This is a genomic window from Pseudomonas sp. LF020 (assembly GCF_053456425.1).
In genome coordinates, this window is the sequence record NZ_JBRFIX010000002.1 from 564,033 (window position 1) to 579,011 (window position 14,979).

General features: G+C 61.3%; 14 protein-coding genes. 8 read left to right on the forward strand and 6 right to left on the reverse strand.

Annotated features, from left to right (window positions below; translation table 11 throughout):
* Nucleotides 1-10: 10 nt before the first annotated feature.
* Complete coding sequence (locus tag ACU680_RS06525; protein ID WP_098963977.1) at nucleotides 11-490, forward strand: nuclear transport factor 2 family protein; 480 nt, start codon at nucleotides 11-13, stop codon at nucleotides 488-490.
* Nucleotides 491-623: 133 nt separating this feature from the next.
* On the opposite strand, the gene sfnG is transcribed toward ACU680_RS06525, so the two are convergent.
* A complete protein-coding gene (gene sfnG / locus ACU680_RS06530; protein ID WP_448178992.1) occupies nucleotides 624-1,706 on the reverse strand; it encodes a dimethylsulfone monooxygenase SfnG in 1,083 nt (360 codons plus the stop codon).
* Between the two features lie 357 nt (nucleotides 1,707-2,063).
* On the opposite strand from sfnG, the gene ACU680_RS06535 reads away from it, so the two are divergent.
* Nucleotides 2,064-2,843 carry a TSUP family transporter gene (locus ACU680_RS06535; RefSeq protein ID WP_448178993.1) on the forward strand — a complete coding sequence of 260 codons (780 nt, stop codon included), beginning with the start codon at nucleotides 2,064-2,066 and terminating at the stop codon, nucleotides 2,841-2,843.
* Here the strand turns inward: ACU680_RS06535 and nudC are convergent.
* The 3 genes from nudC to ACU680_RS06550 form a co-directional block, all read right to left on the reverse strand.
* Nucleotides 2,811-3,641, reverse strand: coding sequence for an NAD(+) diphosphatase (nudC, locus tag ACU680_RS06540; protein ID WP_448178994.1), 831 nt, complete (start codon nucleotides 3,639-3,641; stop codon nucleotides 2,811-2,813). The genes ACU680_RS06535 and nudC overlap by 33 nt on opposite strands.
* A gap of 6 nt (nucleotides 3,642-3,647) precedes the next feature.
* Nucleotides 3,648-4,460 (reverse strand): crotonase/enoyl-CoA hydratase family protein, encoded by an 813-nt coding sequence (locus ACU680_RS06545; RefSeq protein WP_448178995.1) that lies wholly within the window; start codon nucleotides 4,458-4,460, stop codon nucleotides 3,648-3,650.
* A gap of 229 nt (nucleotides 4,461-4,689) precedes the next feature.
* Entirely contained in the window at nucleotides 4,690-5,463 is a 774-nt protein-coding gene (locus tag ACU680_RS06550; protein WP_448178996.1) for a class I SAM-dependent methyltransferase, read from the reverse strand.
* A gap of 175 nt (nucleotides 5,464-5,638) precedes the next feature.
* Here ACU680_RS06550 and ACU680_RS06555 point away from each other — a divergent pair, with 175 nt between their 5' ends.
* From ACU680_RS06555 to pncA, 4 genes are all read left to right on the forward strand, one after another.
* On the forward strand, nucleotides 5,639-6,172 hold the full coding sequence (locus ACU680_RS06555; RefSeq protein ID WP_448178997.1) for a tetratricopeptide repeat protein: 534 nt from the start codon (nucleotides 5,639-5,641) through the stop codon (nucleotides 6,170-6,172).
* Nucleotides 6,173-6,262: 90 nt separating this feature from the next.
* Nucleotides 6,263-6,721: an RNA polymerase sigma factor gene (locus tag ACU680_RS06560; RefSeq protein ID WP_448179134.1), complete on the forward strand. Its 459-nt coding sequence runs from the start codon at nucleotides 6,263-6,265 to the stop codon at nucleotides 6,719-6,721.
* Nucleotides 6,718-7,476 (forward strand): anti-sigma factor family protein, encoded by a 759-nt coding sequence (locus ACU680_RS06565; protein WP_448178998.1) that lies wholly within the window; start codon nucleotides 6,718-6,720, stop codon nucleotides 7,474-7,476. Before ACU680_RS06560 ends, ACU680_RS06565 begins: the two co-directional genes overlap by 4 nt.
* 50 nt (nucleotides 7,477-7,526) lie before the next feature.
* Nucleotides 7,527-8,153: a bifunctional nicotinamidase/pyrazinamidase gene (pncA, locus tag ACU680_RS06570; RefSeq protein ID WP_448178999.1), complete on the forward strand. Its 627-nt coding sequence runs from the start codon at nucleotides 7,527-7,529 to the stop codon at nucleotides 8,151-8,153.
* Nucleotides 8,154-8,309: 156 nt separating this feature from the next.
* Here pncA and ACU680_RS06575 read toward each other — a convergent pair whose 3' ends face one another.
* Both ACU680_RS06575 and ACU680_RS06580 read right to left on the reverse strand, forming a co-directional pair.
* The gene (locus ACU680_RS06575; protein WP_448179000.1) at nucleotides 8,310-9,611 is read right to left on the reverse strand and encodes an ATP-binding protein; all 1,302 of its coding nucleotides are present in this window, start codon (nucleotides 9,609-9,611) and stop codon (nucleotides 8,310-8,312) included.
* Nucleotides 9,612-9,615: 4 nt separating this feature from the next.
* Complete coding sequence (locus tag ACU680_RS06580; RefSeq protein WP_007963407.1) at nucleotides 9,616-10,317, reverse strand: response regulator; 702 nt, start codon at nucleotides 10,315-10,317, stop codon at nucleotides 9,616-9,618.
* 275 nt (nucleotides 10,318-10,592) lie between these two features.
* On the opposite strand from ACU680_RS06580, the gene ACU680_RS06585 reads away from it, so the two are divergent.
* Both ACU680_RS06585 and ACU680_RS06590 read left to right on the forward strand, forming a co-directional pair.
* Complete coding sequence (locus ACU680_RS06585; RefSeq protein WP_367084578.1) at nucleotides 10,593-11,750, forward strand: efflux RND transporter periplasmic adaptor subunit; 1,158 nt, start codon at nucleotides 10,593-10,595, stop codon at nucleotides 11,748-11,750.
* Between the two features lie 15 nt (nucleotides 11,751-11,765).
* Nucleotides 11,766-14,864: a multidrug efflux RND transporter permease subunit gene (locus ACU680_RS06590; protein WP_448179001.1), complete on the forward strand. Its 3,099-nt coding sequence runs from the start codon at nucleotides 11,766-11,768 to the stop codon at nucleotides 14,862-14,864.
* Nucleotides 14,865-14,979 lie beyond the last annotated feature (115 nt).

The window sequence follows — 14,979 nt, forward strand, 5'->3', positions numbered from 1 at the left end:
GAGACTGAAAATGTCGACTGCTGCCCAAGTGCGTCCGCCTTTACCGCCGTTCAACCGTGAATCGGCTATCGAAAAAGTACGTCTGGCCGAAGATGGCTGGAACTCCCGCGATCCCGAGAAGGTGTCGCTGGCCTACACCCTCGACACAAAATGGCGCAACCGCGCCGAGTTCGCCAACAATCGCGAAGAAGCCAAGGCGTTCCTGACCCGCAAATGGGCCAAGGAACTCGATTACCGCCTGATCAAGGAACTCTGGGCCTACTCCGACACGCGGATTGCCGTGCGTTACGCCTATGAATGGCATGACGATTCGGGCAACTGGTTCCGCTCCTACGGCAACGAAAACTGGGAGTTCGATGAACACGGCCTGATGTTCCAGCGCTATGCCTGCATCAACGACATGCCGATCAAGGAAAGCGAACGCAAGTTCCACTGGCCGCTGGGGCGGCGTCCGGATGATCATCCGGGGCTTTCCGACCTGGGTCTCTAAGTTCACATAACTCCCCCTGTAGGAGCTGCCGAAGGCTCGGGCCGCGATCGGACGATCTTTTGACTTTGATTTTTAGAAGCAAGATCAAAAGATCGCAGCCTTCGGCAGCTCCTACAGGGGGGATTGTGGTGTTTCAGGCTACTGCGGCAGTCTTTTCAGCCTCCAGTTCCCGCACCAGCGGCAACACCCGCTTGCCGAAATACTCCACCTCCTCCTGAAAGTGCAGAAACCCTGCCAACACCAGATCCACCCCCACCGCTTTCAACGCCACGATCCGCTCGGCAATCTGCTGTGGCGTGCCGATCAGGTTGGTCTTGAAGCCGTCGTTGTATTGCACCAGATCCTCGAAGGTCGATTTCGCCCAGTTGCCCTCACCTTCCGGTGACGCCCTGCCCGCCTGTTTCGCCGCGTCACCAAAGGCGTTCACCGCCTCCGGGTCGGCTTGGTCGATGATCTGCGCCAGGACCGCGTGCGCCTCTTCTTCGGTGTCGCGGGCGATGACGAAAGCGTTGACGCCGATCTTCACCGAATGCTTGTTGGCCGCCGCTTTCGCCCGGATGTCATCGACCTGCGCCTTGATCCCTTCGACGCTGTTGCCGTTGGTGAAATACCAGTCCGAGACCCGCGCCGCCATGTCCCTTGCCGCACGGGAACTGCCGCCCTGGAAGATTTCCGGGCGGCCCAGCGGTTTCGGTTTGAGGGTGTAATTGTCAAAGCGGTAGAAGTCGCCGCGAAAGCTGAAGTTGTCCTGACTCCAGATCCCGCGCAACGAACGGATGAATTCCTCCGAGCGCCGATAGCGCTCGTCGTGTTCCAGCCAGTGCTCGCCGATGGCCTGGAACTCGCCCTTGAACCAGCCGCTGACGATGTTCACCGCGATCCGGCCGTTGGTGAGTTGATCGATGGTCGCCAGTTGCTTGGCCGCCAGCGCCGGTTGCCATGGGCCGGGCAGAATCGCCGCGATCACCTTCAGCTCGGTGGTAGCCGCCAGCAGCGCATGACTGAAAGCCACCGACTCATGCTGGAACTCGGCGCCGTAACCGGCGGTAAAGCGGATCTGCGTCAGGGCATATTCAAATCCGGCGGCCTCGGCGAGTTGCGCCAGCTTGCGGTTGTAGTCGATGCCCCAGTCGGTGCGCTGCTCGATCTTGCTGACCACCAGACCGCCACTGACGTTCGGCACCCAGTAGGCGAATTTCACGGCTTGCTTGCTCATTGGCGTGTCCTCGGGACGTTGGGAAGGTCAGTGGGACAGAGCAGCAAGCGTGCCAGGATTGAGATGCCTGGTTTTGTTGGGCTTGAGGCTGATGGAGTTGCATTGTTGGAGGGTGATTTGTTGTCGAGGTGTTGGTTGGGCAACAGTTGAATAGTTGGTGTCTGAGCTGACCTCATCGCTGGCAAGCCAGCTCCCACAGGTGTCCGGTATGTTCGCAAAATTTGTGTTCACTAGAGATCTCTGTGGGAGCTGGCTTGCCAGCGATAGGGCTTTACGGGTCGCCGCAACACTTGGAAATGAGTAACATGTCAGCCCTTCCCCGCAGCCCTTCTGCGCCCTGCCGAATAAGCCGATTCCATGCCTTTCGAACTCAGCGTTGACCTCACCACCCTGGCCGTTCTGGCCCTTGTCGCTTTCATTGCCGGTTTCATCGACGCCATCGCCGGTGGCGGCGGGTTGTTGACCACCCCGGCACTGCTCACCGCCGGCCTGCCACCGCATCTGGTGCTGGGCACCAACAAACTGAGTTCGACGTTCGGTTCGGCCACCGCCAGTTTCACCTTCTACCGGCGCAAGCTGTTCCACCCTCGGCAGTGGACACACGCGATCATCGGTACGTTGGTCGGCGCGCTGACCGGTGCCGTCGTCGCGCACTACCTGCCGGCGGAATGGCTGAACAAGATGCTGCCGGTGATCGTCTTCGCCTGTGGCCTGTATCTGTTGTTCGGCGGTACGCCCAAGGCGCCGCTGGACAGCGATGCGCCGATCAAGAAGAAATGGCAGTCGAGCCAGGGCTTCAGCCTCGGTTTCTACGACGGTGTGGCCGGCCCCGGCACCGGTGCGTTCTGGACGGTCAGCAGTCTGCTGCTCTACCCGATCGACCTGGTCAAGGCCAGCGGTGTGGCGCGCAGCATGAACTTCGTCAGCAACATCGCGGCGCTGTCGGTGTTCGTGTTTTCCGGGCAGGTGGACTGGATCATCGGCCTGTGCATGGGCCTGTCGGTGATGGTCGGCGCATTCTTCGGCGCGCGCACCGCGATCAGCGGCGGCGCCAAGTTCATTCGTCCGGTGTTCATCACCGTGGTGCTGGGGCTGACCGTGCGCCTAGCCTGGCAACACTGGTTCAGCGTGGCCTAAACGGCGCGCCACGTAGACGTCGATCAGGTAACGGGCAATCGATTTTGACGCCGGCAACGGTGGCAGATCGTGCACGTTGAACCACTGTGCGTCCTCGATCTCGTCCTCCTGACAGACGATCTCGCCCCCGGCATATTCGGCATGGAAGCCGAGCATCATCGAATGCGGGAACGGCCAGCACTGGCTGCCCATGTACTGGATGTTCTTCACTTCGATGCTGACTTCCTCGCGCACCTCGCGAATCAGGCAATCCTCGGCCGACTCCCCCGGCTCGGCAAAGCCGGCCAGCGTGCTGTAGACCCCGGTGACAAACCGCGGTGAACGCGCCAGCAGGATCTCGTCTCCGCGGGTGATCAGCACGATCATGCTCGGCGAAATGCGCGGATAACTGCGCAAGTCGCACGGCTGGCAATACATCGCCCGCTCACCAGGCACTTGGGTCATCGCCTGCCCGCAATTGCCGCAAAAACGATGCTCGCGGGCCCAGGTGCCGATCTGCGCGGCATAACCCAGCACTTTGTAGATCGTGTGATCGCCATCGAGCATGAACGCCCGCAGGCCTTTCCAGTTGCAGCCCGGCACCTCGCTGGAACTGCGCAGCTCCAGCAGATAGACCGGCTCGCCATCGAGGTGGCCGATGCCGTGTTCGGCAAGGACCGACAAGTCCTGACGCTTGAGCCATTCCCGCGGGAACAGCGCGCCGTTGTCGTCGAACAGAAAGCCTTCGGGGCTGCGTGCCACGGCCCAACCGCCGGGTTGATCGGTGTCCAGTACTGCAGTGGTCCAGCGAGCTGTCATGGTTTCTCAATCCAGAAATTCGGGTTTCTGTTTACTCATATGGGCGGCCATGGCCACGCGCAAGTCGGTGGATTGCAACATGGCGGCGTTCCAGGTGGCAACGTATTCGAGTCCGTCGTCGATGCGATGATCGCGCATGTAGCTGATCATTTCCTTGGTGCCGGTGACCGCGATTGGCGATTTGCTGGCAATGTCGCGAGCAATGTCCATCACACCTTCGAGCAGCAGGTCCTTGTCGGCGTAAACGCGATTGACCAGACCGATGCTGCGCGCCTCTTCGGCGCCAAAGGTGCGCCCGGTGTAAGCCAGTTCACGCAGCATGCCGTCACCGATGATCCGTGGCAACCGTTGCAAAGTGCCAACATCGGCGGCCATGCCGATATCGATTTCCTTGATCGAGAATTGTGCGTCTTCGGCAGCGTAGCGCATGTCGCAGGCGGCGATCAGGTCGATCGCACCGCCGAGGCAGTAGCCCTGAATCGCCGCCAGTACCGGTTTGCGGCAGTTGTCGACAGCATTGAACGAAGCTTGCAGGGTGAGAATCTTGCGCCGCAGCAGGCGCGCATTACGGCCGACGTCCTTGCCCAGCTCGTTGGCGACGCCGGCGAGCATCATCAGGTCGATGCCGGAGGAAAAATGTTTGCCGTTACCGCTGAGCACCACCACCCGCACTCCATCGGTGTCATCGATCCACTGGAAAATCTCGACGATCTCGCTCCAGAACGCAGCATTCATCGAGTTGATCTTTTCCGGGCGATTGATCTGCACATGCGCGATGTTGTCGGCCAGTTCGACGCTGAAGGCGGTGTATTGAGTCATGGCAGTGATCCTTTACCGGGCAGAAAATGAGGCCCGAACTATAACAAGGCATCACGATGGCGGTTCGGCCAAATGCGGGACTGACTGCCACAAGGTCAGGTAGGTGCCATCAATCCGTGTAGGAGCTGCCGCAGGCTGTGATCTTTTGACTGTGAAGATCAAAAGATCGTCCGATCGCGGCCCGAGCCTGCGGCAGCTCCTACAGGGTTTAGTCTGTGCAGCAAAGAATCTAACCGACCTTCACCGCCACATACGCCGCCGTCTCATAAGGCACTGTCAGCACATGCCGGCCCCGCAACGCCGGTTCCGAGGCAATCAACGCGCGGATCTGCTCATCGACCTTGTCCCGCTGCGCCTGCGGCAATGCTGCAATAAAACTGGTGGAGCGCACCCGATTGAAGATCACGTCTTCCGGCGAGCCGGTGTGTCCGTGATGAAACTGCTGTAGCTGCAGCGCCCCGAACGCCGGATGCGGAAACGCGTCGCGCCATTGGCCGGTGTAATAACGGGGCGTATCACCTTCCAGTGCATTGACGATCGCGTCAAGTTTCGGCACCCAGCTGACTTGCGTATCGCGCAGGTTCCAGATCAGCCCGAGCTTGCCGCCGGGCTTGAGTACCCGGGCGATCTCGCTCAAGGCTTCGGGTGTGGCGAACCAATGGAACGCCTGCGCGCAGACCACCGCATCCACGGAGGCGTCGGGCAACGGCAGATCGGTCGCAGTACCGCTCACCGCCAGCACCTCGGGCCAGGCGGCGGACAATTTTTCCAGCATCTGCGCCACCGGCTCCACCGCAATCACCTGCGCATCGGTGGCCGCCAGCCGCCCGGTGAACTTGCCGGTGCCGGCGCCCAGATCGATGACCGTCTTGTGACTGTCCAGGCCCAATGTCTGGGTCAACCATTGACTGACCTGCGGCGGGTAATCGGGGCGACCTTTGACGTAGGTGTCGGCGGCAGTCTTGTAGCCGGCGGCAGCGGAGTGATGGACCTGATCTTTCATGGCAGTTCCTCGTGTGTCAGCGCCGGGTCATGGCAAAGCGCTGGATGGACGGCAGGCGTTCCTGAGCATAGCGCCGTGATTTGCGCGTACCTTGAACAGAGCCTGACAAAGCAATGAATAAAATGCCGTGCTGTGGTGTTCAAAGTGAAACATAACCCTCTGTGGAGCCTTGCCCATGACTATCCGTTCCGTTATGTTCGCCGCCCCGTTGCTGCTGGTGGCCGCGTTATCCACGTCGATGGCATTTGCCAATGGTGATGAAAGCGCACCCGTGCAGAAGCCCAACTGCCCCAAAGGCCAGGTCTGGGACAGCAAATCGCAGAAATGCGTGCTGCAGACCAGCAGCGCCGTACCGGATGCCGATCGTACCGATTACGCCTACCGATTGGCCAAGGACGGTCGCTACGAAGAGGCCCTGGCCCTGCTCGACACCCTGAAACATCCGAACACCGCCAAGGCCCTCAACTATCGCGGTTACGCCACGCGAAAACTGGGGCGTACCGATGAAGGCATCGGCTATTACCTGCAATCGGTGAAACTCGATCCGCAGTACGCGCAAGTGCGTGAATACCTCGGCGAAGCCTATGTGATCAAAGGTCGCGTCGACCTGGCGCAGGAGCAGTTGCAGCAGATCAAATCGATTTGCGGAACATCCTGCGAGGAATACCAGGACCTGGCTGAAGCCATCAACGATTCATCGAAAACCTGAGATAGATAAAGGAACGCCATCATCGTCAGCGATCAGGCATTCAGAGCAGAACTCGGACAACATCTGGCGCGACTGTGGCGCTACGGTCTGCTGCTGTCGCGCAATCGGCACGTGGCCGAGGATCTGGTGCAAGCCACGTGTGTGCGGGCGCTGGAACGTGCCGGCCAATATGTGGCCAGCACGCGCATGGATCGCTGGTTGCTGAGCATCCTGCATTCGATCTGGCTCAACGAAGTGCGCGCGCGTCGGGTGCGTCAGGGCACAGGCCAGGTCGATGCCGACGGGCAACTGGCCTTCGACGGCGAATACGCCGCACAAACCCACGTGATGGCGGCACAGGTGATCCGCCGGGTCGATGCGTTGCCGGAAACCCAGCGCGAAACCGTTTATCTGGCCTACGTTGAAGGCCTGTCCTACCGCGAAGTCGCCGAGATCCTGCAAGTGCCGATCGGTACCGTGATGAGCCGTCTGGCCACCGCGCGGCTGAAACTGGCCGAGTACCCGCCGCTGCAAGCCGTGCCGAAAACCACTGGAGGTGACCACCCATGAACAAGCCCTCCGACGAACAACTGGTGGCCTACCTCGACGACGAACTGGATCCCGCGTATCGCGCTCAACTCGACAGCGCGATTGTCGACGACCCGTTGCTCAGCCTGCGCGTGCAATGGTTCGAACGCAGCAGCCTGCCGTACAAAGAGGCCTATGACGAACTGGCGCAACAGGCGCCGCTGGAGCGTTTGCAGGCGCGCCTCGATGCCATCCCTGCCCCTCAGCGGCCAGGCCTGAGCCGACGCTGGTTCATCGGTGCGGCCTCCGCGAGTCTGCTGGCGGGCGGGGTGTTGGCCGATCGCCTGTTTCTCGCCTGGCAAACGCAGCAAGCACATAACTGGCGCGCCCTGGTGGGCGACTACATGGCGCTGTATGTGCCGCAGACGCTTGATCATTTGCCGAGCGACGAGGCCAACCAACGCGTGCAATTGCGTGCGGTGGACACGCGGCTCGGCCTGAACCTGTCACCGGCGCTGCTGAAGCTGCCGGGCGCCGAACTCAAACGCGCACAAATGCTCGAGTACGACGGTGTGCCGATTGCGCAACTGACCTATCTCGATGCGAAACACGGGCCGCTGGCCTTGTGCGTGACTCGCTCCAACAGTGGCAGCCAGCCTTTGGCGCACGAACGGCGGCATGAGATGAACGTGGTGTATTGGACCGAAGGTGAGCATGCGTGGATGTTGATCGGGCACAATCCGGCCCCGGCGCTGGAAGGCCTCGCCAGACACTTGATCGAACGCTTGAGCGCATGAGTGCCGCTGCCACTATGCTGAGCGCGTGATTATCCAAGGAGGAAGCATCGATGCAGATTTCACCCCGCAGCGCCCTGCTGGTCATTGACGTGCAGAATGACTTCACCCCGGGCGGCCAGTTGGCCGTCCCCGAAGGCGATCTGATCGTGCCGCTGATCAATCGCCTGAGCGGCCTGTTCAAACAGGTGATCATTGCCCAGGACTGGCACCCGAGCGGCCACGCCTCATTTGCCTCGAGTCATCCCGGGCGCAAGCCTTACGATGTGATCCAGTTGCCCTACGGCGAGCAGGTACTCTGGCCGGATCACTGCGTGCAAGGCACCACCGGCGCCGGGTTTCACTCCGAGCTGAAGCTGCCCCACGCGCAACTGATCATCCGCAAGGGCTGCAACCCGGACATCGACAGCTATTCGGCGTTTCTCGAAGCGGACCGGCGCACCACCACCGGTCTGGCCGGTTATCTGAAAGAACGCGGTATCGACACGGTGTACATGGTCGGTCTGGCGCTGGATTTCTGTGTGATGTTCTCGGCGCTGGATGCGCGGGCGGCGGGGTTCAATGCGTTTGTGCTGCTGGATGCCTGTCGCGCCATTGATATGGAGGGTTCACTGGCGGCGGCGATGGAGCGAATGCAGACGGCCGGGGTTGGCTTGATCCAGTCAAACCAACTGATCTGACACCGCAACCGCATCCCTGTGGCGAGGGAGCTTGCTCCCGCCCGGCGGCGAAGCCGTCGCAAAACCGGCAAATGACGCCTGGCTGCGGATTGCCTAGGGCCGCTTCGCAGCCCAGCGGGAGCAAGCTCCCTCGCCACAGGTTTTCCTTCACTTTATTCAGGCAGCGGTGGGCAACCACAATCTGAATCGCGCCCCGCCCAGCGGCGAACTTTCCACCGTCAGCGTCCCGCCCTGCGCCTCCAGCGCCCGGCGGCTGATCGCCAGGCCCAGGCCAAAGCCACCGGTGGCGCGGTCGCGGCTGCGATCAAGGCGATAAAACGGCTCGAAAATCCGCTCACGCTCGTCATCCGGGATGCCAATCCCATCATCGTCGACCCAGATCCCGCAGCCATCAGGGCTGACCTGCACGCCAATCTGAATACGTTTCTCGCAATAGCGCATGGCATTGCGCAGCAGGTTCTGGATCGCCCGGGCGGTCAGGCGGGGATCCAGCGAAAAGCGTACGAGCTGACCATGCAACAAAACATCAATAACGATGTCCGGTGACTCCAGCTCTTCATCGACGCTGCCCAGAATGCTGTCGATGAACTCATCCAGCGAAACCTCAACCTGTTCCGGTAATTGCGCCGGGTTCTGCAGGCGGCTGTAAGACAGCAGTTCCAGCACCAACTCATCCAGTTCGCGAATGTGCGCAACCAGCCCTTGCAGGCGCTCGCGACTGGTCGCCGGCAAATCATCCGATAGCGCCAGAGCCAGGCCGAAGTCCAGACGGGTCAGCGGTGTACGCAATTCGTGGGACACCGCATTGAGCAGGTCACGCTGCTGATTGAGCAGATTTTCGATGTCGCCGGCCATGGTGTCGAACACGTTGGCCAGGCTGCCGATGTTGGAACTGGCGGGGATTTGCGTGCGCTCGTTCAAATGCCCCTTGCCGAAGCGTTCGGCAGCACCCTTGAGGCGTTCCAGATCGCGCCAGTGCGGGCGAATCCACAGCAGCAGGCAGGCGAGCATGCTCGCGCCGATCAGCACGTTGATGCTCCAGTACAACAGATTGACGTCCAGCGGATCCGGCGGCACCACCATTTGCACGGCGACATCATCGTTCAGCGGCGTGACCGCCAAGGTGCGCCAGCCCCAATCGCCGATACGCACCACGTTTTCCCCGGCGCGCAAACGTACCTGTTCGGCGGCGGTGAACCCGGCGTCGTCGATACGTGCCAGAGCGATGTGCAGCGGCTGGAAGTCTTTGTCCATCGACTGCGCCAGCGCTGGCCACTGGTCTTGCGGCACCGCGTGAAACTGCCGGGTGATCAGCGATTGCAGGCCGCGCGAATAGTCGAGGTTGTAGGTGATGAAGCGCTCGCGGAACGCCATGACCACCAGATCCGGCACCAGATAGATCGCCGCGCTGTAGGAGACGATCGTCACCAGATACAGGCGAAACAGGATTCTGAACATCAGCTCAGCATTCCCACTCGGAACGGCTGAACAAGTAACCCTTACCCCACACGGTCTTGATCTTGCGCGCCTCGCCGGCGTGGTCGTCGAACTTGCGCCGCAGCTTGGAAATCGCCACGTCCACCGAACGATCGGTGCCGTTGAACTCAATGCCGCGCAAGCGCTGGAGGATCTGATCGCGGCTCAGCACCTCCCCGGCGTGTCGGGCCAGGACCACCAGCAAATTGTATTCGCCGCTGGACAGCTCCACCGGTTGATCGCGCCAGGAAACGGTGCGCTCGGAGAGGTCGATGCACAGATTGCCCATGACGATCCGGTCATTGACCGTCATCGGCTCACCAAGGCTGCTGCGGCGCAGCAAAGTACGCACTCGTGCCAGCAGAACCCGTGGTTCGCAGGGCTTGGTGACGTAATCGTCTGCGCCCATTTCCAGGCCCAGTACCTGATCGTGACTGTCATCGCGGGCGGTCAGCATCAGGATCGGCAGCGTTGCCGAATCGGCCCGCAGCAAGCGGCAGACCTGCAGGCCGTCGAGGCCCGGCAGCATCAGGTCAAGGATCACCAGGTCCGGCGGATTGATCCGTGCCCGTTCGCGCACGTGGTCGCCACGGCCGATCACACTGACGGAGTAACCGTTGCGTTCCAGATAGCTGGAAATCAGTTCGGCGAGGGCGGTGTCGTCTTCGACCAGGAGGATGTTGGGCATGGGGTGTTCCAGGAAAGTGCTGTGGCGACTGTTTGGGCCTCATCGCGAGCAGGCTCACTCCTACAAGGTTCGTGTCTGACACAGTTCCAATGTAGGCCTTCGCCTGCTCGCGATGACGGTTTATCTGTCGCAATAAATTTCAAGGCGTAAAGGATATACGCCCACACCCGTCCCTGAGTAAAACCCTTACACAATTTCACACAGCGCCTACAAAGCTTCACCGCTACCCTCGGCGTCTGGCCTTAGGATGCGGGCTTCAATATTGGGGGTAGTACATGTCGAAAAATCTGCTGGCCGGGCTCGGCCTCATCGCCGTTGCGCTGTTGCTGAGCGCCTGTGATTCGTCCTCGAAGGCCGAAGAAGAAGCGCCGCCGGCCACTGTGCGCATCGAGACCATCGAGGCCCGCCCCCTGTCGATCAGCAGCGAACTGAGCGGGCGGATCGCCGCGCCACGCATCGCCGAAGTACGTGCCCGAGTGGCCGGCGTGGTGCTGCAACGCACGTTCCGTGAAGGCAGCGACGTGAAAAAGGGCGACGTGCTGTTCCGCATCGACCCGGCACCGTTCAAGGCTGACCTGGACAGCGCCGAAGCCGCGCTGCGCAAAGCCGAGGCCAACGCCTTCCAGGCGAAGTTGCAGGAGCAACGCTACGCGCAGTTGATCGACGACAAGGCGATCAGCGCCCAGGATTACGACAATGCCCGCGCCAATGCCCGGCAAACCGCCGCCGACGTGGCAGCCAATAAAGCTGCGGTAGAACGGGCGAAGCTGAACCTCGGCTACGCCACCGTCACCGCGCCGATTTCCGGGAGGGTCGGCCGTGCATTGGTCACTGAAGGTGCGCTGGTCGGACAGAACGAAACCACGCCATTGGCACTGATTCAGCAGCTCAACCCGATCTACGCCGATCTCACCCAGTCGACCCGTGAACTCAATGAATTGCGCCGCGCCTTCCGTTCCGGGCAGTTGCAGGAAGTCGGTCAGGATCAGGTCAAGGCCACACTGATTCAGGATGACGGCAGCCTCTACCCGTTACCGGGCAAGTTGCTGTTCAGCGACATCAGCGTCGATCCGGGCACCGGCCAGATCATTCTGCGCAGCGAGTTCCCCAATCCTGACCTCGACCTGCTGCCGGGCAGCTTCATCCGCGTACGCCTGCAACAAGCCACCGTGCAGAACGGCATCACCGTACCGCAACGTGCGGTGCAGCGTGACAGCGCCGGTATCGCTCAGGTGCTGACCGTCGACCAGCAGATGCGCGTGGCGCAGCAACCGGTGCAACTGGGCGCAGTGCAAAACGATCGCTGGATCGTCACCGGCGGCCTCAAGCCCGGCGACCGCATTGTCACCGAAGGCCTGCAGCACGCCCGTCCGGGCGAAACAGTGCAGATCGACGACACCCCTCTTCCACTTGCCCAGACCTCTGGTCAGTAAGCAGGACGCTTTCCTATGCCGCAGTTTTTTATCGATCGCCCAGTGTTCGCCTGGGTCGTCGCCCTGTTCATCCTGTTGGCCGGTGCGCTGGCCATCCCGCAATTGCCGGTGGCGCAGTACCCCGACGTCGCCCCGCCGCAGATCGAAATCTACGCCGTGTACCCCGGCGCATCGGCACAGACCGTCGATGAAAGCGTGGTCAGCCTGATCGAGGAAGAGCTCAACGGTGCCGATCACCTGCTGTACTTCGAATCGCAGAGCAGCCTCGGCAGCGCGACGATCAAAGCCACCTTCCAGCCGGGCACCAACCCGGAGCTGGCGCAGGTCGATGTGCAGAACCGCCTCAAAGTGGTCGAATCGCGCCTGCCGCAAGCGGTGAACCAGCAAGGTTTGCAGGTGGAGAAAGTCTCTGCCGGCTTTCTGCTGCTGATCACCCTGACCTCCAGCGACGGCAAACTCGATGACGTGGCGCTCAGTGATTATCTGGCGCGCAACGTGATGAACGAGATCAAGCGCATCGATGGCGTCGGCAAGGCGCAGCTGTACGGCGCCGAACGCGCGATGCGGATCTGGATCGATCCGCAGAAGCTGATCGGTTTCAACCTGACCCCGGCCGACGTCAACACCGCCATCGTCGCGCAGAACGCGCAGGTTTCGGCGGGCAGTATTGGCGATTTGCCCAATCCGTCCTCGCAGGAAATCACCGCGACCATTTTGGTCAAGGGTCAGTTGTCGACGCCGGAAGAATTCGCCGACATCGTGCTCAAGGCCAACCCCGACGGCTCCACCGTGCGCATCGGCGATGTGGCGCGGGTCGAAGTCGGCAGTCAGGAATACCAGTTCGGCACGCGCCTGAACGGCAAACCGTCCACCGCCGTCGGCGTGCAATTGGCGCCGGGAGCCAATGCGCTGGCGACCGCCACCTTGATCCGGGCGAAGATGGACGAACTGTCGCGCTACTTCCCGACCGGCGTCGAATACAAGATACCGTACGACACCTCGCCGTTCGTCAAAGTCTCGATCACCAAAGTGGTTTACACCTTGGGCGAGGCGATGCTGCTGGTGTTTGCGGTGATGTTCCTGTTCCTGCAGAACATCCGCTACACGCTGATTCCGACGCTGGTGGTGCCGGTGGCGCTGATGGGCACGTTCGCCACCATGCTGGCGCTGGGTTTCTCGATCAACGTGCTGACCATGTTCGGCATGGTGCTGGCCATCGGCATTCTGGTGGACGACGCCATCGTCGTGGTGGAAAACGTCGAGCGGATCATGGCCACTGAAGGCTTGTCGCCGAAAGAGGCGACGCGCAAGGCCATGAAGCAGATTACCGGCGCGATCATCGGCATCACCCTTGTGCTGGTGGCGGTGTTCATTCCGATGGCGTTCATGCAGGGTTCGGTGGGCGTGATTTACCGGCAGTTCTCTTTGTCGATGGCGACCTCGATCCTGTTCTCGGCGTTCCTTGCCCTGACTCTGACGCCTGCACTGTGCGCCACGCTGCTCAAGCCGATCGCCAAGGATGAACATCATGAGAAAAGCGGCTTCTTCGGCTGGTTCAACCGCCGCTTCGAGCAACTGACCGATCGCTATCAAGGCTGGGTCGGCTACGCGCTGAAGCGCAGCGGGCGATATCTGTTGATCTACGGCGTGCTGCTGATCGGTATGGGGCTGTGCTTTGCGCGTCTGCCCTCCTCGTTCCTGCCGGTCGAGGATCAGGGTTACACCATCACCGACATTCAACTGCCACCCGGGGCCACCAAGAACCGTACGGTGCAGGTCGCCGAGCAACTTGAAGCGCATAACGCTGGCGAGCCCGGTATCAGTGACAGTGTGGTGATTCTCGGCTTCAGCTTCTCTGGTAGCGGGCAGAACGCGGCGCTGGCCTTTTCCACGTTGAAAGACTGGTCGCAGCGCAGCAGCGATGACGCGGCAAGCTCGATTGCCGACCGCGCCAACATCGCCCTGAGCCAGATCAAGGACGCGATGGCGTTCTCGGTACTGCCACCGCCCGTAGACGGCCTCGGTACGTCCAGCGGCTTCGAATTCCGTCTGCAGGATCGCGGCGGTCTCGGTCACGCGACATTGATGCAGGCGCGCACTGAACTGCTCGCCGCCGCAGAAAAAAGCCCGGTGCTGATGAATGTGCGCGAAAGCGCGCTCGCCGAAGCGCCGCAGGTGCAACTGGAAGTAGACCGCAAGCAGGCCAATGCGCTGGGCGTGTCGTTCGCTGACATCGGCAGTGTGTTGTCCACCGCCGTGGGTTCCTCCTACATCAACGACTTCCCCAATCAGGGGCGCATGCAGCGGGTGGTGGTACAGGCCGAAGGCGATCAGCGCAGTCAGGTCGATGACCTGCTGAAAATGCACGTGCGCAATAACGCCGGGCACATGGTGCCGCTGTCGGCGTTCGTTCAGGCCAAATGGACGCAAGGCCCGGCGCAACTGACCCGTTATAACGGTTATCCGGCGATTGCGATTTCCGGCGAACCGTCGCCAGGCCACAGCACCGGTGAGGCCATGGCGGAGATTGAACGGCTGGTCGCTCAAGGGCCGAAAGGTCTGGGTCAGGAGTGGACCGGGCTGTCGTTGCAGGAACGTTTGTCCGGCAGCCAGGCACCGATCCTGCTCGGCCTGTCGTTGCTGATCGTGTTCCTGTGCCTGGCGGCACTTTACGAGAGCTGGTCGATTCCGACTTCGGTGCTGCTGGTGGTGCCGCTGGGCGTGCTCGGCGCAGTGCTGGCGGTGACCTTGCGCGGGATGCCCAACGACGTGTTCTTCAAGGTCGGGCTGATTACCATCATCGGTCTGTCGGCGAAGAACGCGATCCTGATCATCGAATTCGCCAAGAGCCTGTATGACGAAGGCCACGACCTGATCGATGCGACGTTGCAGGCAGCGCGCCTGCGTCTGCGCCCGATCGTCATGACTTCGCTGGCGTTCATCCTGGGCGTGGTGCCGTTGGCCATCGCCACCGGCGCCAGTTCGGCGAGCCAGCAAGCCATCGGCACCGGGGTGATCGGCGGGATGATCACGGCAACGCTGGCGGTGATCTTCGTGCCGTTGTTTTTCGTGGTGGTGATGAAGCTGGTACAGCGTTTCACCAAACCCCACTAACCCCACTGTAGGAGCTGCCGAAGGTTCGGGCCGCGATCGGACGATCTTTTGATTTTGTTTCAGATCAAAAGATCGTCCAATCGCGGCCCGAACCTGCGGCAGCTCCTACAAAAGC